Raw genomic sequence first — 18552 nt, forward strand, 5'->3', positions numbered from 1 at the left:
ATGGCGGAGAATCAGGACGAAGCCGAAAAGTCGCATGAGGCGACACCTGAACGAATTAAGCAGGCGCGTCAGAAGGGCGACGTTGCCCAGTCGCCGGAAGTCCTCGTTTTTGCGCGCTATTTGGGGATTCTCGTGGCCCTGTTGGGCTTCGTCTCCGCCCTCGCCATGAACATGGCGACATCGCTTAACGTATTTATGGCGCGACCGTTCGAGGCGAGCGCCCGCCTGATGAGCGATGCCGATCCCCTTGAGGGATTTGGCAGCAGCGCGCTCTTTTTCTTTGCGCTGATGGCCGCGCCGATCGCCCTGGTCATTGCAGGGCTGATCGCGCAGCAGGCTCTCGTCTTTGCGCCCAATAAGATCAAACCCGATCTCAATAAGCTCAACCCTGTAAAAAATGCCAAGCAGAAGTTTGGGAAGGCAGCCCTCACCGACTTCGTTCGAAATACGGTCAAGATCACCATCGTCATGGTGGTGGGCATGGTGATCGGACTGGCCCAGACGGGACGGCTGACCGCCTCTGTGGGGGCACCGCCCGGCCTTTTGGCCGAGGAACTGGCCGGTTTGGCGCGGATCATGGTGATCACCGGGGTGATCCTCGCGGCGATCGCCGCAGGTATCGATCTGCCGATCAAATGGTCACAATATCGCGAGCGGCTGAAGATGAGCCGTCAGGAGTTGAAGGACGAGACCAAGAGCACCGAGGGGGACCCGGCACAGCGCAGCGAGCGGCAAAAACGGGCGAGAGAGATCGCTCAGAACCGCCAGCTTCTCGACGTCCCGGACGCGGATGTCGTGGTCGTCAACCCAGAACACTATGCTGTGGCCTTGCAGTGGAATCGGCATCGCGGTGAGGTGCCGCGCTGCATCGCCAAAGGGGTCGATGCCATCGCTCTCCGCATCCGCAATATTGCCGATGAGGCGGGGGTGCCGCTTTATCGCGATGTACAGACCGCCAGGTCGCTTTACGCCGTCGTGGAGGTTGGGGAGGAAATCCGGTACGAGCATTATGAGGCTGTCGCCGCGGCCATCCGCTTTGCGGACAAGCTACGGGCGAAACGGCACTAACGCCCCAGCAAGCCCCCCCTGCAAGACGCCCCGCAAGGCTGGCCCCCCTGAAAGGGGGGTGGGCACGCGGACTTGTTCCCCGTCGGCGGAGCGACTACCCCTTGGTCCCCACCGGTCCGATATGCGACCTTAGGGCCTTCGATGAGAAAGTGACGATGTGAGCGACGACGCCCCCACCGACAAACCTGCCCCGCATGCGGAGACGGTCCTTGCCCAGGCGGGCGTGGGCGAGGATTGCGGCCATGGGGCGATCGCGCCGCCGCTTTATCTGTCCTCGACCTATCTATGGGACGACCCGGATAAGAAACCGGCCTATGATTATGGCCGGTCCCGCACCCCGACGCGGTCGGTGCTCGAAACCTTGCTGGCCGAGTTGGAAGGGGGGGGCGGTGCCCTTGTCTGCGCCACGGGCATGGCGGCGATCGGCCTGCCCCTCGACCGGCTGCCCGCCGGGGCCAAAATCGTGGCCCCCCATGATTGCTATGGGGGCACTTATCGCCTGCTCGCCGCCCATGCCGACAAAGGCCGCTTCGAGGTGCGGTTTCTCGACCAGACGACGGAGGAGGCGCTGCGCGCGGCGCGGGACTTTGCCCCCGATCTCATCTATTTGGAGACCCCGTCCAATCCGCTGATGCGGATTACGGACCTTTCCCGCTGGACGGCCCTCGCCAAGGAGATCGGCGCGCTCACCTTGGCGGACAATACGTTTCTGAGCCCCATTCTCCAACGCCCCCTTGAATGGGGGTGCGATATGGTCGTCCATTCCACCACGAAATATATCAACGGGCACACCGATATCATCGGCGGCGCCCTCATCACCAAAGATCCGGAGCTTGCGAGCGAACTGGCCTGGTGGGCGAATGCCACCGGTGTCACCGGCGCGTCCTTCGACAGCTATATGACCCTGCGCGGGGCGCGGACCCTTTCTCTTCGGGTGCATCGCGCCCAAGCCACCGCGGGCCAGATCGCCGACGCGCTCGTCGGTCACCCGGCGGTTGTCGGTCTCAACTATCCCGGCCTCGGCAGCCATCCACAACACGCCCTCATCCGCCGTCAGCAAAAGGGCCCCGGGGCGATGATGAGCTTCGATCTGGCGCCCAGCATCGACCCGCGGGCCTTTTTGGCGGGGCTTGAGGTGTTCACCCCGGCGGCGTCCCTTGGCGGCTTTGAAAGCCTCGTATGTATTCCGGCCATCATGACCCATGCGGGAATGACCCCGGCGGCGAGGGCGGCCGCGGGCCTCGGTGATCGGCTGGTCCGTCTGTCGATTGGCCTTGAGCACCCTGAGGATTTGCTCAACGATCTGACCGCCGCCTTCGCCCGCGGCGAAGCGTAGGGTTTGGGGCCTTGCCGGCGCCCCAGGACCCATCGCTTGCGGGCCGGGCTCACGCTGCTTAAAGCGGCGGCATCATGACAGACCAATCTTCCGCCGCCGCCCTGCCGAAAATCTTTGACCACGCCGAGGCGGAGCCGCGCCTTTATGCGGCATGGGAAGCGGCAGGGTGTTTTCGGCCTTCCGGCGAGGGGGAGCCCTACGCCATCGTTTTTCCGCCGCCCAATGTGACCGGCCGGCTGCATATGGGTCATGCGCTCAACGCCACCCTGCAAGACATCCTTATACGATATAATCGGATGCGCGGCAAAAACGTCCTCTGGCAGGTGGGGACGGATCACGCCGGGATTGCCACGCAGATGATGGTGGAGCGCCAGCTTGCCGCCGAGAACCAGCCAGACCGGCACACGCTCGGCCGGGCAGCCTTTCTTGAGCGTGTGTGGGCCTGGAAAGAGGAAAGCGGGGGCGCGATCCAGGATCAAATGCGGCGCCTTGGGGCCTCCTGCGATTGGACCCGTGAGCGCTTCACCATGGATGAGGGCCTCTCCCTCGCCGTGCGGGAGACCTTTGTCCGTCTTTACAAGGAAGGACTGATCTATCGCGACAAGCGCCTCGTGAATTGGGACCCCAAGCTCCTTACCGCGATCTCCGATCTCGAAGTCGAGAATAGAGAGGTCGCCGGACATATGTGGCATGTGGCCTATCCCCTGGCCGATGGGCCGGTGGACGGCGTTGAGGAGATCGTCATCGCCACCACCCGGCCTGAGACCATGTTGGGGGACGGGGCCGTGGCCGTTCATCCGAGTGATGAGCGGTATCAGGCGCTAGTTGGGAAGAGGGTTCGCCTCCCCGTTGGCGATCGCTTGATCCCCATTATCGCCGATGAGTATCCCGACCCTGAATTCGGCTCCGGCGCGGTGAAGATCACGGGCGCCCATGATTTCAACGACCACGAGGTCGCCAAGCGGCATGATCTGCCAATGATCATCCTGATGGATGAGCAGGCGCGGATGCGGGCAATCGAAGAAATTCCAGAGACTTATCATGGACTTGACCGCTATGCGGCGCGGCAAAAGGTGATCGAGGAAGTCGAGGCCAAAGGATGTCTTCGGCTGGTTGAGGACAAGCCCATTGTCCAGCCTTTCGGCGACCGATCCGGGGTTGTGATCGAGCCCATGCTGACCGACCAATGGTGGGTCGATGCGGAAACCCTCGCCGGGCCGGCCCTTGAGGCGGTGAAGTCAAATCGCACCAGCTTTGTGCCCGATAATTGGTCCAAGACCTATTATCAATGGCTGGAGAATATTCAGCCTTGGTGCATTTCGCGACAATTGTGGTGGGGCCACCAAATTCCTGTTTGGTACGGGCCGGACGGCACCCCCTTCTGTGCCCTGACCGAAGAGGAGGCGCGCGCCGCCGCCGCCGATCATTACGGTCAGGATACGGCATTGGTTCAGGACGAAGACGTCCTCGACACCTGGTTCTCCTCCGCCCTTTGGCCATTCTCCACCCTCGGATGGCCCCAGGACGAGACGGAGGTGAAGACATTCTACCCCACGGCGGTTCTCTCAACGGCCTTCGATATCATCTTTTTCTGGGTGGCCCGGATGATGATGATGGGACTTCATCTGCAGGGGGACGTTCCCTTCCGGCAGGTCTATATCCACGCCCTGGTGCGGGACGCCCAGGGCCAGAAAATGTCTAAAACCAAGGGGAATGTCATCGATCCGCTGGAAAAGATGGACGCCTATGGAACCGACAGCTTGCGCTTTACCCTCGCGGCCATGGCGACCCCCGGCAGGGACGTGAAATTGGCGGACAGTCGGATTGAGGGCTATCGGAACTTTCGCACAAAGCTGTGGAATGCCGCCCGCTTTGCCCTGATGAATGAGGCGTCGCTGACGCCCGATTACGACCCCGCTGAGGTAAAGACGCCGCTGTGCCAATGGATCCTTCACGAAGTCTCGGCGACGGAGCGGCGGATCGATACGGCCCTGGCCGATTACCGGTTCGACGACGCCGCGCAGGCGATCTATGGCTTCACCTGGAATATCTATTGCGATTGGTTCCTCGAATTTGCCAAACCTGTTTTCGCCGGAGACGACCAAGCTGCGGTGACGGAGACGAGAGCGACAGCCGCCTTCGTGCTGGACCGAATTTTGGTCCTCCTGCACCCCTTTATGCCCTACGTTACCGAAGAGCTCTGGGGGCTGACCGCCGAGCGCCAGGACTTCCTGATGCGGCAGACATGGCAGGGGCCGGAGAGGACCAACCCGGACGCAGCGGAGGCTGTGAATTTTCTCATCGCCCTCATTTCGGAGATTAGGTCACTCAGGACAGAGATGAATGTGCCGGCGAAGAGCCGTCCGGCCCTGATTCTCATCGGCGTGGCGGATCCAATCGCTGCGCGGGTGGAGGAGGCAAAGGAGCTGATCGAACGCCTTGGCCGGATCGAGGGGATCGAATCGGCGGACAGCCTCCCCGAAGGGGCGCTGCAATTCGTTGTGGACGGCCATAGCTTTGCTCTGCCGGTTGCGGAGAGCATCGATCTCGCAGCGGAGATCGATCGTCTGTCGAAAGAACAAGACAAGATCTCCGGGGAGATCGCGAAGATCGATAAGAAGCTTGCGAACCAAAATTTCGTGGCCAAGGCCCCGCCGGAAGTGGTGGAGGAACAGCATGAGCGCCGGGCGGATTTCCTCGCGACATCGGAAAAGCTCATGGCGGCACTGGAACGACTGCGCCGTCTTTAAGCTGCCGGTGACCCGGCCCTGAGGCGCTGCCACTCCCTCAAGGTGAGATAGAAGGGCAGGCCGCACGATACGCCAATGCAGAGCGTGGCCAGAATGGGCATCCATCGCAGGGTCACCCCCATTCGGTGGCCGTCAATCAGGATGAAGGCCAAAAGGACGATCGCAGCAACGATCACATCGAGGCCGAAAAAGGCGCCGATCCGATTACTGAACAGGGTGCCGACCAAGAGCGGGACATCAAGACCGTTCACAGCCAGCCAGGGCAAAAAGGCTGCAAGGGGAAGGGCGGTTCCCAAGACGGTGAGGCCGGCAAAAAGGGCCACCGGCCATGACCGTCCCGTTGCCCCATGGATCGCGCCCATCAGTCCGTGCCCGCGCCCGTGCCCGATGCCGTCCTTAGTTGCTCACCTCGGCGGTGCCCTCACGGCGGGGGTCCACCGCCACCTCGATGCCGTCACGTCCAAGGGCGAAGCCATACAGCCCTGACGTCAGCTCGCGCTCGATCACCTCAAGGCCGTAGGAGTCGAGGGCGGCCACAGCCGCCTCGTCGAGACTGTCCTCGACGAATACGGAGGAGCCGGGGACCACGACATTCGCCGCCTCGACCGACGCTTGAAGCGGCATGTCATAGGCGAGGTGGAGCATCAGGCTTTTGGCGACATAGCCGATAATCGCTGGCCCACCCGGCGACCCGATCGCGATACGCGGCGCGCCCGTCTCGTCAAAGACGACGGTGGGGGACATCGAGCTGCGGGGACGTTTTCCCGCCGCCACGGCATTGACGACCGGATTGCCATCCTCATCCGTCGGCGAAAAGGAAAAATCGGTAAGCTGATTGTTCAGGATGAAGCCGCCCGCCATCAAATGGCTACCGAAGGCCGTCTCGACGGTCGTCGTCATCGACGCGATATTGCCATACCGATCGCGGATCGAAAAATGACTGGTCCCGGGTAAGTCGGCAGAGCTGTCCTGGCCCAGTTGATCGGCCAATCCGTCGGTGGTCGGATCGCCGGCCTCTACACTTTCGGCCGCCATGGCGCCGATTAGCCCGGCACGATGATCGATATAGGGGGCGGACAACAGCCCCTCGACCAGGCCGGCCGTGCCAATGGTGTCGGTCCCCATGGCACTGGGGTCTCCGATATAGAGGCCCCGGTCGGCATAGGCGAGACGGGAGGCTTCGGCATAGGTCGGCCAGATCGACGCCGAGGGGCTCTCGGGCAGACCCGCCGCTTCGCTGAGGGCGAGTATTTGCAACATGGTCAGGCCGGAACTCGGTGGCGGCATGGTGCAGATCTCTGCGGAAAAGATCTCCGCACAGACTGGCTCTCTGATCTGAACCTCATAGGCGGCGAGATCTTCCGTCGTCATCGTCCCTTCGCCGGCCTTTTCATTGACGGCAGCGACGATCTGCTCGGCGATATCGCCGGTATAGAAGGCGCCCGCACCGCTGCCGGCAATGGCCGACAGCGTTTCGGCATAGGCGGGGTTTTGCAGCAGCGTCCCCTCGGCCACGGGCTCCCCCTCCTCAGTGTAGTAGAGGGCCGCCGCCGCGGGGGTATCGATAAGACGCGTGGTGCGCCCAAGGAGGGAGTGAAGCCGGGGGCTCACCTCAAAGCCGTCTCGCGCCTTTTCCTCGGCGTCGGCGAACAGGCTACTCCATTCGAGCTTCCCGTGTTCGCGATGTACGAGGTCCAGCATGGCCACGACACCAGGGACGCCCACGGACAGGCCCGAGGTCACGGCATCGTAGAAATTCAACCGCTCCCCGTCTTCGGTGAGGAACATGTCCGGCCTGGCGGACAATGGCGCCACTTCTCGCCCGTCATACGCTTGGAGCTTGTCGGCCTGCGCGTCGTAATAGAGCAGGAAGGCCCCGCCGCCGAGGCCGGAGGATTGCGGCTCCACCAGGCCCAGCATGGCCTGGACCGCAATGGCCGCATCGATGGCCGTCCCGCCTTCGCGCAGGATCGCCGCCCCCGCTGAGGTCGCCAGGGGATTGGCGGTCACCACAACCCATTGTTCGCTTGGCGCGGCGAGACTTGAGGCCTCGACCTGGGCGGCGTCCGTTGCGACGCTGTCGAGGGCTTGATCGTCATTGACGCCGTTATCGCCACAGGCGGCGAGCAGAGTGGTGGAAAGCGCCAAAAGGCTCACGAAACGGTGCATGGTTCCCCCAAAAATGCCTACACTACGCCATTATCCGACTGAGTCGACGGAGAATGGGAGATGCAGATGTCAGGGAATGACCTGGGAGACATTCCGGGACTGACCGTCGGCCAGGCGGCGTGTTCCACCGCTGAGACCGGGGTGACCGTCATCGTTGCCGACAGCCCGGCGATCGCGGCGGTGGATATTCGCGGTGGGGGGCCGGGCACCAGGGAAACCGATGCCCTCGGTCTCTCCCGTCTGGTTGGCCAGGTCGACGCCATCGTCCTCGCGGGGGGCTCGGTCTACGGCCTTGCCGCGGCCGACCGTGTCTGCACCCTCATGGGCAAAGAAGGGCGAGGCGTCGGGCTGACGGGGCGGGATGATATCCCGAAAAGCCCTATCGTCCCAGCCGCCATTCTCTGGGATCTGGACCGCGGAGATAAGAGGTGGGGGGCCGAGCCCCCCTATCGGGACCTCGCTGAGGCGGCCTATCGGTCGCGATCGACCTCAATCAACCTTGGGGCTGTCGGCGCGGGGAAGGGGGCCATGGCCGGCGCGCATAAGGGGGGCGTTGGCTCGGCCAGCGCTGCAATCGCCGGAGGACGGGTGGCGGCCTTGATCGCGGTCAACAGCTTCGGCAGCCCCTATGTCCCGGGCACGCCTCATTTTTGGGCGGCGCCTTTTGAGCAGGGGGCCGAATTCGGGGGGCGAGGGGTCGGGCCCCACACGGGCATTGCCGATTTCCCGCCCGACACGGCGATGGCGGCCATGGCCGGCGCCCGTCGCAACACCACTATCGGAGTTGTCGCCACGGATATTCCGCTCACGCGGGCGCAGGCGGCGCGTCTGGCCATCATGGCCCAGACGGGGATGGCCCGCGCGCTGCGTCCCGTCCATGCCCCAACGGACGGGGATATTTTGTTCGTTCTCTCGACTGGCAAGGGGCCGGCACCTGACACCGAGGCCGCCCAGCTCCGCCTCCTGACCCTTGGCACCGCTGCTGCCGATGTCGTCGCCAGGGCCATTGCGCGGGGCGTGTACGCCGCCGAACACATGGGGTGAGCGCTGACGACGTCCGACGGACGGGATAAGGCGCTAATTACGGCGGACCGGGAGGGTGAGGGTCACATCCGCGGCGGTCTCGAAATCGAGGGTGACCTCGACCTCCTCTGCGGTGGTGAGATCAGGGGAAGGGCGGATCATCATGAGGTGATAGCCGCCGGGTTCGAGGGCGATGGACTCACCTGCGGGCAGGATCAGGGCGTCGAGGCGGTCCATCGCCATCACGCCCTCTTTCATTGTCATGGTGTGAATTTCCACCACTTCGGCAGCATCGGAGCTGGCGGCGAGGAGGCGATCGCCGGTCGATGATCGCAAGGTGAAATAGGCCGCCGTCGACAAGGCTCCCTCGCTCGGTCGGCGGACAAAGCCGGGCACGATCGAAATGGCGGCTTGCGGCTCGCTCTCTGGCTCGGAGGGGGCGGCCTCTTGATTCCCGCCACAAGCGACGGCAAGCGGCAGCATTCCGAAGAGAGCGATGATGCTGGCAGTTTTCACAATTCGGCCCATATCCAAGGCTCCCTTTGATAGTCAGTCGTGCGGATGAATAGGGCTATCCGTTCCGCACGCGCAAGTCGGCCCCTGCCGTCTTCGGCGGTGCCAATGCGCCTTCACCGGGCGAGGAAAGGATTGCAATGTCCCCCACCGAACTCGATAAGCTGAGCCGCTTTCTCAAGGCCCGTTTCCGGAGCGAGACCGTCACCCTCAAGGCAGTTCCGGGCCAGGGCGCCGCAGGGGTCTATGATGAGAGTGAGTTTCTCGGTCTTTTGACCCGTGACGAGGATGAGGGCGAAATCTCGTTCGATTTTGTGATGCGGCTCCCGGCCGAGCAGGACAAGATCTCGGCATGGGAAATATCGCGGCTGCAACAGATCCTGGCGGAGGTCTTCCGCACCGAGGAATTAAGGGTGGAGCATCGTCCTAATAAAGATGATTCCGCCGAGGTCTATATCGGCGAAGAGTTCATCGGCGTCTTGTTTCTCGACACTGAAGAAGACGAAACGATCGTGAGCTTCAATATGGGCATTTTGGATATCGATCTTGACGATGCCGAAGGATCCGCCTGAGCCGCCCCAATGGTTACGCCTGAAAGAGACGCTCTCGGCCTGCCGGTACTGTGAGACGAGGGGGCTGATCCCTCAGGCACGGCCAATATTTCAGCTTCCAGTGACCGCTCGTATCGGCGTTTTCAGTCAAGCGCCGGGAAATCTCGCCCATCAGGGGGGCAAACCCTTCCTTGACCCCTCAGGGGATCGGTTGAGGCGCTGGATGGGGCTAACCGAGGATCAATTTTATGGGTCCGGCCTGATCGCCATCGTGCCCATGGCGTTCTGCTTTCCGGGGTATGACGGAACCGGGCCGACCGGCAGAGGGGGGGACAGGCCGCCGCCCCGGATTTGCGCCGAGAAATGGCGGAACGAGATCATGGCGATGATCGATGACCGGCTGGAGATCGTCTTACTGATTGGTCGCTACGCCCAGGAATGGCACCTTGGCAAATCCGCCGCTCGGCGGCTCAGTGACGCGGTCGGGCAATGGCCGAGCCATTTTGCCGACGCGGATCGTGGGGGCGAGCTGATCCTACCGATGCCGCATCCCAGCTGGCGCAATACCGCCTGGTTGAAACGCCATCCTTGGTTCGAGGCTGAGGTGATCCCTCGGCTGCAAAGACGCATTGCCGATGTCTTTGCCGCCGCCGGTCAGCCGTTGACAGCCCGATGAAAAGCCCCCCTCGGCAGGGCGGCTCTGTGACGCTCTTTCGCGAAGAGGGGACGGTCAGCCGCGAGGACTGCCCGCCTCAGCAATCCATCCAACGCAGCGGGAGACATCCTGCAGCCCGTGGGTGCCGATACAGAAAGCTTCCTCATAGGAGGTTCGCGTCGCCGCGATACATTGGTCGAAATTCAGCATGGCCATCGTGTAGCACCGCTTGCCACGACGATTGGGCTTATAGGCTTCCAGATGTTGCGTGTTCAGATCGTCGAGCGCATAGCGCGCCGCCAGGACCAGCGCCTTCGTCATGTAGAATTGGCGGTCCTGGTCGAGGGGGGGCGCCGCGGGCGGCACTTCGGACGACCAGTCGGGCGACCATGCCTGATCGGTCTTGAGAAGGGGAATCCGGGCGCCTTTCATATCGCTCGATTGGGCGCGGGGCGCGTATGTCACCCAGTCGCGGGACTCCTTGTAGGATTTGGCGGCATTCACCCGTGTCATGCCTTTGGTCGGTAATTTGCTCCGGGCCCAGCCGGTCTCCTGTAGGCGATAAGCATCGGCGATATAGCGATCGCCCAAGGCTTCGATTCGCATTGCGTCTTTCGCGAAGGCCGTACGAATCGCCTCGATGGCCTCGTCGGCGCCGCGCAGATCGCGCACGACCCCCGGATTTTCGCGCAAATCCTCAAGAAAAGCCTCACGCCGTTTGTCCCGCTGTCCTTTCTCGGCGAGGGAGGCGGCAAAGCGGGGGCTCTCCGCCGCGATCAGGGCGGCGTAAGCGAGTTGGGCGCGGGCCATCCGATCCACCGGATGCGACGCCAGACGCTCATGTGCCTGGCGCGTGATCGAGGCCGAATTGAGAGGCGTGGCGTCGACGAAGGACAGGTCTTCGCGCAGCCGAACGTAAAAACTTGCCGTGGTTTCGAGAAGGGGCGCCGCACCGATCTGCGTCTTCGACAAAGACGGTGCATCCTCCGCCCCAGCCGTTGATCCCATCAACACGGCGACCGCCGCGATGATCCATCGTGAACCCATCCCTATCTCCCGATGACGTTTGCGAGAATCTGCGCCCCGCATCATTTCGGTTACCATATCACACCTGCTCCAATTTTCAGGTGCAAGGTCACGGATGGCGGAATTTTCACAATTTCCAAGACCTTCCGATCCCGAGCCCCATTCTCCTCTTCATGGCGGCAGGGTGCCGGGAAATGATTCAGCATCCGTTAACGGTCGTGGCCATAGCCTTAACAATACGATGTTCGATTCTTTAAAAACGCGCCGCCGCTCGCAGGCATGGACCTCACAGGAATGGCTTTCTGGGGGAGGCGATGTGCTTGCCGCCCATGGTCCCGACGGACGATTTCTTGTGGCTTCGGAGGGGGCGGCGGCGATGTTCGGCCTTCCCGCCGAAAAGTTAATCGGCGCGCCGATTATGGATGTGGTGGCCACGGGCGATCAGGAAAAATTACTCTCGGCTCTAGGGCAGGTGGCGGCCCCGGGGGGGCGCGATCAAGTCAGCTTTGATTGTCGCACAAGGGCCCGTCCCGGCCATGTCGGTCAGATGGTGGAAATCAGCCTTAGTCGCACCGGTTCAGGCTTTCGGTCCGTCACGAGAAATATCGAGCATCGGCTTGAGCGGGAGACGGTGGCAAAGACGCGGGCCGAGCAGGAAATCCAGGCGACCATGCGCCGCCGAGACCAATTGGCAAATGTCAGCCACGAAATCAGAACGCCCCTTAACGCTGTAATCGGCTTTGCCGATGCGATTTACGGGGAACAATTCGGCCCCCTGTCGAATGATCGATATCGCGACTATGCGCGCATTATCCATGACAGCGGCCAGCACCTTCTCAGCTTGCTGTCGGACATTCTCGATCTCAGTAAGGCTGAGGCAAACGAAACGCCGCTGCAGCTTGAGCCGGAGGATCCGGCGGAATTGATTCGCTTTTGCGTCGACATCATGCAGCTCCGCGCCAGCGAGGCCGGTTTGACCCTCCGATTCGACGGGGGGAGCGACCAGCTGGGCGATCGGGTGTTCCTGGATGCGAAGATTGTCCGGCAGATCATTCTCAATCTGCTCTCCAATGCCCTCAAATTTACCGAGAAGGGCGAGATCACGCTGGCCAGCAAGCGGGAGGGGGAGAGCCTCGTGATGACGGTCAGCGACACAGGCGTCGGGATGTCACCGGACGATCTCTCCCGCGTTGGCCGCCGCTTTCACCAGGCGCGCTCCGAGGGGGTGCGGGGCGCAAGGGGAACGGGCATAGGGCTGTCGCTCTCAAAGGCCCTTGCGCGAGTGCATGGGGGCGAATTGACCCTCATGAGCCGGTTGGGGGAGGGCACGACGGCGACCCTTCGTCTCCCCTATCGCCCGGCGCAGGAGGATAAGGTCTCGGCCACGGGAAGCTCGGGGGACAATGTCGTGGCGCTCACCGCGCATCGGCCGTGACGGCCCGACTAAGAGCCGATCTTCGCGTGACCTCCCTCAAGCGCATTGTCGAGGCGCGCGGCGACTTCTTTACAATCGTGAAGCAAGGGCACCCCGAGGCGGGGGTTATTCATGTGATTGTTGGCCATCGGGGGGCGTGGACATTGATCAGCGAGGGGGCGGGGGGCTGGGTCCTCCGTCTTGAGACCACGGCGCGAGATGAGATCGATAGGACGCTAGAGCGCGAAGCGCGCTTTGATCCGGACCATTGGGCAATCGAAATCGAGGGCAGGCTGAGCCTCGACGATCTTGCCGCCATGATTTGAGGGGCATACCTCGCCTAGAGCCGTGTCGAGCCCCTTAGTCGTGAACTATCTTTAGGTTTTGATTGCATCGCATTGTCTTTGCGCGAATCTGCCCCCCCTTCGCATGGAAAAGGCTCTAGGAAGCGATAGCCGTTTCAAGCGACTCTTTATTGATCTCTTCTTTGACCCGAATTTGCCAGAACCGCATGACCCGCTCGGCGGTCTCCCTTGGCAATTGGTCATAGGTGTGGAGGATCGGCTCTTCCAGCAGGTCATCCGTGTCCCGTGCATTAAACCGGGTCAGTGCCTCGGCGAAGACCGAGCGCCGGACGTCCCGGGCCCGACAGGCGATCGCAAAGCAATCGAAGGAGCGATCGTTGAGAATCCGGAACATGGTCGCCGCATCGACATCGAAGAATTCCATCCCTGCAAAGATGAACTCGGTCATCGCGCGGGCGCCAAGCAGTTCGAGGAGCAAATCATCGTCCACCGGCCGAACGCGCGTCCACTCCTTAATTTTGCGGCGGGCGAGAATAATCTCTTCGCGCCCGGCGTCGCAGGCGGCCTTCACCACATCGCTACGCAATTTGTCGAAGGCTTTTCTGAGAAATTGGGCCCGGTCCTCCCCAATCTGCGGGGTCAGTTGTTTGAGGAAAAAGGTGACTTGGCACTGAAAGAGCCAATCGGGCATCGGTTCGGGCAGGTGAAGGGAGTGGCCTTCCTTCAAAGGAATATTGGGATCGAGGTCGCCGGGATCGGCCGCTTCTTTGAAATAAAGAAACAAGTCGCCGATCGGCCGCGTCACAGTGCCGCGCAGGAAGCGTCGATTGGGGGAGTTGAGGCCGATAATGAGATTGCGGGCCTCTTTCTCGTCCATCCCGGCCTTCGCCAAAAGCGCGACAATCATCCGACGCGACTTTCGATCCATGGCCGAGGCCGTGCGGGAGAGCAGAAGATCGAAGAGGGAGGTGTTCCGCCGGCCATAGCGGTCTTCGCAGACCATAAACTTCTCGGTCACGTCGCGAAGCATCCGGCGGCGGTCTTGGCTCCCGCCCAGGGTGTCGAAGGCGATCAATCGCTGAAGCGCGTGAGTAGACATAGAGACCCCGTGACCACGATCCCGATTTACTTGTCAGCTCTTACGATTCGATAAAGGTCTGTCTAAGAAACCATACTAAACCCTTAAAGAAAATTAGCATGGTTACTGACTACTCCGCCGTTGACCTTGCGCCGGGGGCCGCTTCTCCGATGACCCGCGCCTCGGGTATACGGCGACCGGCGCGGTAGCGGACGGGCGGCGCTTCGACCCCTGTGGCCGCTTCGCCGCGGACCCGATTTACTGATGAGGGACCGGGCACGGTCTGTTGTGACGGATCGCCGCGGCGATCATCGCCGATGCCGAAAACGCGTTGGAAAAATCCGCGATCGTTCGGGCCCGACGGTTCCCGGGATCCGCCCGCCCACGGATAATTTGGTTGGCCGGCGGCGATCTGGTAAAGATCTGCCTGCAACCCCGAATAATAGCTTCCGACATCCCTTAAGGGGCGAGCCTGATTGTCGGCCCCGTCATCGAATAGCGGGCGGGGCGATTTCCCTTCATGGGCCGCAACCATGAAGTCTTTCCAGATACTGAGCGGGATCGTTGAGCCGGAGATCTTGGCCATGCCCCGGTTTTCGTCATTTCCAACCCATACGCCGACGGTATAATAGCGACTGAATCCGATGAACCAGGCATCGTGCCAGTCATTGGTCGTCCCCGTCTTCCCGGCGAGGTCATGGCCACCGAATTGCCCCCGGCGACCGGTGCCTCTCGTCATCACCGCCTGCAGAAGGCGCGCTGTATCATCGGCTTTGTCAGGTTCGAGAACGTAGTAATCCTCGATGGAGGAAAAGGCGTAAAGTTCCTTGCCATGACGATTTTCAACCCGAAGGATGCCGTGGGGGGATTTTTCCCGCCCGTGATCCGCCAGGGGCAGATAGGCCGCCGTCAGTTCATGCAAGGTCAGTTCGAACGCTCCCAGGGCAAGGGAGGGCAGGGGTTTGAGCGGTTCGGTGATCCCGGCGCGACGGGCGGCATCGATGATCCGTTCCCGTCCTATCCCCTCGGTCAACTGAACGGCGATCGAATTCGTCGACCGCGCCGCCGCGCTGTCGAGCCGAAGGGGGCCAAGATGGTAACCATTATAATTGGTCGGCTCCCATTTCCCAACTTTGATCGGCCGGTCGATCACGAGCGTTTGGGGGGAAAGCCCAGCCTCCATCGCGGCGAGGAAAACGAATGGCTTGAAGGCCGAGCCGGGTTGCCGTCTCGCACTGGTCGCGCGGTTAAAGAGGCTCGTGCGATAATCCGTCCCCCCGACCATGGCGACAATGCCTCCTGCGGGGTCAAAGGCGATCAGTGCGGCCTGCTCGGCGCCCAGTTCACGGCTGTCCTCGTTGATATGCGTAAGGACCGCCGCCTCGGCTTGACGCTGTAATTGCGGATCGAGGGTTGTGAGGATGATCAAATCTTCTTGCGGGGCGCCGAGGCGACGGGACAGATCGGCCTGAATGTAATCGAGAAAATAGCCGTAATCCGGCCCCCTTGTCGTGGGAGCGATGGTGGCGGGAATGGCCTTGGCGATCCCGGCGGATACCTCATCCAGATGACCGGTCTCGACCAGATTCTCGATCACTTCGGTGGCGCGGCGATGAGCGCCCTCGGGGTTGGAGGTCGGGTCGAGATAGGAGGGCGCCTGGGGCAAGCCGGCCAACAGGGCCGCTTCGGCGATTGTTACGTCCCGCGCGGATTTCGAAAAATACGCCTGGGCTGCCGCCTCAACGCCATAAGCACCGGCACCGAGATAGGTGCGGTTGAGATATAGCGAGAGGATCTCGCTCTTTGTCAGCCGCGCTTCGAGCCATAGGGCGTATTGCAGCTCCTCCAGCTTACGCAGCAAGGTTTTCTCGGGCTTGAGGAACAAGTTCTTCGCCAATTGCTGGGTGATCGTGCTGCCGCCCTCCACCACGGATCGGGCACGGAAATTGGCCACCGCCGCCCGGGCCAATCCGCGGAGGTCAAAGCCGCTATGGTCGAAAAATCGGCGATCTTCGGTCGCAAGAAAGGCCTCCACCAAATAGGGGGGCAATTCTTCGATCGGCACTGGATCGGCCACCCTGGCGCCGCGCCGCCCCAGAACCTCGCCATTGCGGTCAAGAATCGTCAGGCTGGGTTGACGGTTAATGGTCCAGAGGTCGACATCGCGTTTCGGCAGCACGCTGTCGGCGAACCGTCCATTGACGGCCAGTCCCATGATCCCCACGGCGCATGCAACGCTGAAGCCTGTCAGCACCAGCCCGCGGAGGCCGCGGCGCACGACCCCAAGGCCCGGTGATCTCGGTTGCCGAGCGAGGCGGCTGAGAAAGGCCGCGAGCCCCACCAGGATCGCCCGTCCCGCCAGTACGCCGGCCCGCGCGACGCGCACGATCATCTCCGCCAGGCCTGCGGCGAGGTCTCCCGCAAGGGTGCGGAGGGGCTGAAGATCGGAGAGTCTCATGGTGGGTGACGAAGGTCCTTGGCGTCCGTGCGGTGCGTCTACCTTTTCTGGCCTGCGGCGGCTAGCATGCACTCCCCTACGACCGAGAAGACGATATGGCAGAAACGGGGCCAAAATGGGGGAAACCCCTCCCCCCAAGGCAAGATCGCCCCTTTTGGGAAACCAAGAGCCTCGGCCAGATGTCGGCGGCGGAATGGGAGTCGCTGTGCGATGGCTGTGGCCGGTGCTGCCTGGTGCTTCTCGAAGACGAGGAAGAAGAAGGCCGCTATCACGAAACCAGCCTTTGTTGTCAGCTCTTCGATCCTCAAACTCGCCGGTGCACCCGCTATGCCGAGCGGCGGCTGATAGTCCCCGACTGCGTGAAGGTCTCTCCTGACAATGCCGGCACGCTGTCATGGATGCCGGAGAGTTGCGCCTATCGCCGATTGGCCGGAGGGCGCGGGCTCGCCCCCTGGCATCCCCTTCGCTCGGGTCGGCGGGAAAGCGTCGTTGAGGCGGGTGTTGCCGTTGACGGCCAGTTGACCAATGAGCGTGAGGTCTCCCTCGATGAGCTTTGGCGATATGTGACGGGGGAGGAGCGGTCCTAAGGCCGCCCTCGACCACCGCATCTCAAAACTTATCCCCCTGCGGATCAGGCGCGGTAGGGTCCTTTTTCATGAGGATCGCCCATGTCGCCCCAGCTCGATTTCCTGCGAACCCGTTTGCTTCTCCTCACTTTGGAGATCGACGGCCTTGTGCACGAAACCAACTGGTACGATGGAGAAAGCGTTCAGCATAGTGAGAGATTGGTGAAATTCTTGTCGGCCTATAGCCGCAATGTTGAAAAATGCCTGACCATGACCGAAGACCGCCTGCCCAGTGACAAGCCGAAAGACGCCGCCGACACAGAGCGACTCAGAGCTGCTCTTCACGATGAACTCCTTCGCTATGCGGAGCGTCTTGGAAGGGAAGAGCTTTCTCGAAGGCTTGAGCTCGACCGAGCTGAAGCGGGCTCTTCACGAGTGGAAATTCTACGCCCGGCAGGATCAGTGGAACCCACCCGGTGACTGGACGACGTGGCTCGTCCTTGGGGGCCGGGGGGCGGGGAAAACTCGGACCGGTGCGGAATGGATCGCCGCACAGATTGCGGCAGGGCGGCGCCGTATCGCGCTGGTGGGAGAAACCTATGAGGATGCGCGGGAAGTGATGATCGACGGCCCTTCCGGACTGTGCGCAATCGGGACCGCCGATAGCAGGCCGCACTATGAATCGTCACGTCACAGACTTTTGTGGCCGTGCGGTGCGGAGGCCCATATCTTTTCAGCCGATGATCCGGACGGGTTGCGGGGGCATCAATTCGAAGCTGCGTGGTCGGACGAGCTAGCCAAGTGGCGACAACCGGAGGCCGCCTGGGCGAATCTGCAACTGGGTCTCAGATTGGGGGACAGACCTCGACAAATCGTGACCACGACGCCGCGCCCCTTTCCGTTGCTGCGCTTGCTGATGAATGACGACAGGACCGTTGTTACCCATGCCGCGACCACAGCGAACCGCGCCGCCCTCGCCGAGACCTTTCTGACCGAGGTGACCCGAACCTATCAGGGCACGCGGCTCGGCCGGCAGGAATTGGAAGGGGAGGTCCTTGACGATCGTGAGGGTGCGCTGTGGTCCTGGTCGATGATCGAGGCGAGCCGGCTTGCCGGTGCCCCTCGCTGCGACCGCGTGGTGGTGGCCGTCGATCCCCCGGTGACCGCCGGTCCGGATGCCGATGAATGCGGTATCATTGTCGCGGGACGGATCGAGGGCATAGAGCCCGAGGCGGTCGCCATTCTCCATGATGGCTCGCTGGCGGGGGCCAGTCCTCGGGCATGGGCGGAGGCGGTCGTGACCCTGGCCAGCCGTTTTGAGGCGGACCGCGTGGTCGCCGAGGTCAATCAAGGCGGCGACCTCGTCGAGGAGATGCTGCGACTCGCCGATCCGAACCTCTCCTATCGGTCAGTTCGTGCCACCCGCGGAAAGATCGTGCGGGCCGAACCGGTGGCCGCGCTCTACGAGCAGGGACGGGTAAAACACGCGGCGCCATTCCCCGTCCTTGAAGACCAGATGATCGGCTTTTCCGGTCAGGGCGGCCAAGGCAGCCCCGACCGTCTCGACGCGCTTGTCTGGGCCGTGACCGATCTTCTCCTCACCCCCCGCCCTTCCTTCCCGTCGATCAGAACGATTTGAG

The 18552-nt window shown here is 62.3% G+C and carries 17 protein-coding genes; 10 read left to right on the forward strand and 7 right to left on the reverse strand.

Annotated features, from left to right (window positions below; genetic code table 11):
• The 3 genes from PB2503_RS07465 to PB2503_RS07475 all read left to right on the forward strand — a co-directional run bounded on the left by PB2503_RS07465 (nt 1) and on the right by PB2503_RS07475 (nt 5154).
• Entirely contained in the window at nt 1–1068 is a 1068-nt protein-coding gene (locus tag PB2503_RS07465) for an EscU/YscU/HrcU family type III secretion system export apparatus switch protein (protein ID WP_013300625.1), read from the forward strand.
• A 157-nt stretch (nt 1069–1225) separates the two neighbouring features.
• Nucleotides 1226–2404: a trans-sulfuration enzyme family protein gene (locus PB2503_RS07470; protein WP_013300626.1), complete on the forward strand. Its 1179-nt coding sequence runs from the start codon at nt 1226–1228 to the stop codon at nt 2402–2404.
• Nucleotides 2405–2478: 74 nt separating this feature from the next.
• Nucleotides 2479–5154: a valine--tRNA ligase gene (locus PB2503_RS07475; protein ID WP_013300627.1), complete on the forward strand. Its 2676-nt coding sequence runs from the start codon at nt 2479–2481 to the stop codon at nt 5152–5154.
• Here PB2503_RS07475 and PB2503_RS07480 read toward each other — a convergent pair.
• Nucleotides 5151–5516: a DUF2834 domain-containing protein gene (locus tag PB2503_RS07480; RefSeq protein WP_013300628.1), complete on the reverse strand. Its 366-nt coding sequence runs from the start codon at nt 5514–5516 to the stop codon at nt 5151–5153. The two genes, PB2503_RS07475 and PB2503_RS07480, sit on opposite strands and share 4 nt — an antisense overlap.
• Before the next feature lie 34 nt (nt 5517–5550).
• Entirely contained in the window at nt 5551–7323 is a 1773-nt protein-coding gene (locus PB2503_RS07485; protein ID WP_013300629.1) for a gamma-glutamyltransferase family protein, read from the reverse strand.
• A gap of 66 nt (nt 7324–7389) precedes the next feature.
• Here PB2503_RS07485 and PB2503_RS07490 point away from each other — a divergent pair, with 66 nt between their 5' ends.
• Entirely contained in the window at nt 7390–8367 is a 978-nt protein-coding gene (locus PB2503_RS07490) for a P1 family peptidase (protein ID WP_083811109.1), read from the forward strand.
• 33 nt (nt 8368–8400) lie between these two features.
• On the opposite strand, the gene PB2503_RS07495 is transcribed toward PB2503_RS07490, so the two are convergent.
• Nucleotides 8401–8874, reverse strand: a complete 474-nt coding sequence (locus PB2503_RS07495; RefSeq protein ID WP_013300631.1) for a copper chaperone PCu(A)C — start codon at nt 8872–8874, stop codon at nt 8401–8403.
• Nucleotides 8875–8999: 125 nt separating this feature from the next.
• On the opposite strand from PB2503_RS07495, the gene PB2503_RS14335 reads away from it, so the two are divergent.
• Nucleotides 9000–9431, forward strand: coding sequence for a DUF3126 family protein (locus PB2503_RS14335; RefSeq protein ID WP_013300632.1), 432 nt, complete (start codon nt 9000–9002; stop codon nt 9429–9431).
• Nucleotides 9412–10086, forward strand: a complete 675-nt coding sequence (locus PB2503_RS07505) for a uracil-DNA glycosylase family protein (protein WP_041534944.1) — start codon at nt 9412–9414, stop codon at nt 10084–10086. The genes PB2503_RS14335 and PB2503_RS07505 overlap by 20 nt, the downstream gene beginning before the upstream one ends.
• Before the next feature lie 54 nt (nt 10087–10140).
• Here the strand turns inward: PB2503_RS07505 and PB2503_RS07510 are convergent, their stop codons facing one another.
• Nucleotides 10141–11112: a hypothetical protein gene (locus PB2503_RS07510; protein WP_148235227.1), complete on the reverse strand. Its 972-nt coding sequence runs from the start codon at nt 11110–11112 to the stop codon at nt 10141–10143.
• Between the two features lie 295 nt (nt 11113–11407).
• On the opposite strand from PB2503_RS07510, the gene PB2503_RS07515 reads away from it, so the two are divergent.
• A complete protein-coding gene (locus tag PB2503_RS07515; RefSeq protein WP_158305834.1) occupies nt 11408–12526 on the forward strand; it encodes a sensor histidine kinase in 1119 nt (372 codons plus the stop codon).
• Complete coding sequence (locus tag PB2503_RS07520) at nt 12523–12831, forward strand: DUF1491 family protein (protein WP_083811011.1); 309 nt, start codon at nt 12523–12525, stop codon at nt 12829–12831. The genes PB2503_RS07515 and PB2503_RS07520 overlap by 4 nt, the downstream gene beginning before the upstream one ends.
• Before the next feature lie 115 nt (nt 12832–12946).
• Here PB2503_RS07520 and PB2503_RS07525 read toward each other — a convergent pair whose 3' ends face one another.
• Nucleotides 12947–13909 carry a hypothetical protein gene (locus tag PB2503_RS07525; RefSeq protein WP_013300638.1) on the reverse strand — a complete coding sequence of 321 codons (963 nt, stop codon included), beginning with the start codon at nt 13907–13909 and terminating at the stop codon, nt 12947–12949.
• 109 nt (nt 13910–14018) lie between these two features.
• Complete coding sequence (locus PB2503_RS07530; RefSeq protein WP_013300639.1) at nt 14019–16346, reverse strand: transglycosylase domain-containing protein; 2328 nt, start codon at nt 16344–16346, stop codon at nt 14019–14021.
• A 95-nt stretch (nt 16347–16441) separates the two neighbouring features.
• Here PB2503_RS07530 and PB2503_RS07535 point away from each other — a divergent pair, with 95 nt between their 5' ends.
• A complete protein-coding gene (locus tag PB2503_RS07535) occupies nt 16442–16933 on the forward strand; it encodes a YcgN family cysteine cluster protein (RefSeq protein WP_013300640.1) in 492 nt (163 codons plus the stop codon).
• Nucleotides 16934–16999: 66 nt separating this feature from the next.
• Here the strand turns inward: PB2503_RS07535 and PB2503_RS07540 are convergent, their stop codons facing one another.
• Nucleotides 17000–17257, reverse strand: a complete 258-nt coding sequence (locus PB2503_RS07540) for a hypothetical protein (protein ID WP_041534945.1) — start codon at nt 17255–17257, stop codon at nt 17000–17002.
• A gap of 16 nt (nt 17258–17273) precedes the next feature.
• Between PB2503_RS07540 and PB2503_RS07545 the strand changes: the two genes are divergently transcribed.
• The gene (locus PB2503_RS07545) at nt 17274–18551 is read left to right on the forward strand and encodes a DNA-packaging protein (RefSeq protein ID WP_013300641.1); all 1278 of its coding nucleotides are present in this window, start codon (nt 17274–17276) and stop codon (nt 18549–18551) included.
• Nucleotide 18552: the final 1 nt, after the last annotated feature.

This window comes from Parvularcula bermudensis HTCC2503 (assembly GCF_000152825.2).
GTDB classification, from domain to species: domain Bacteria; phylum Pseudomonadota; class Alphaproteobacteria; order Caulobacterales; family Parvularculaceae; genus Parvularcula; species Parvularcula bermudensis.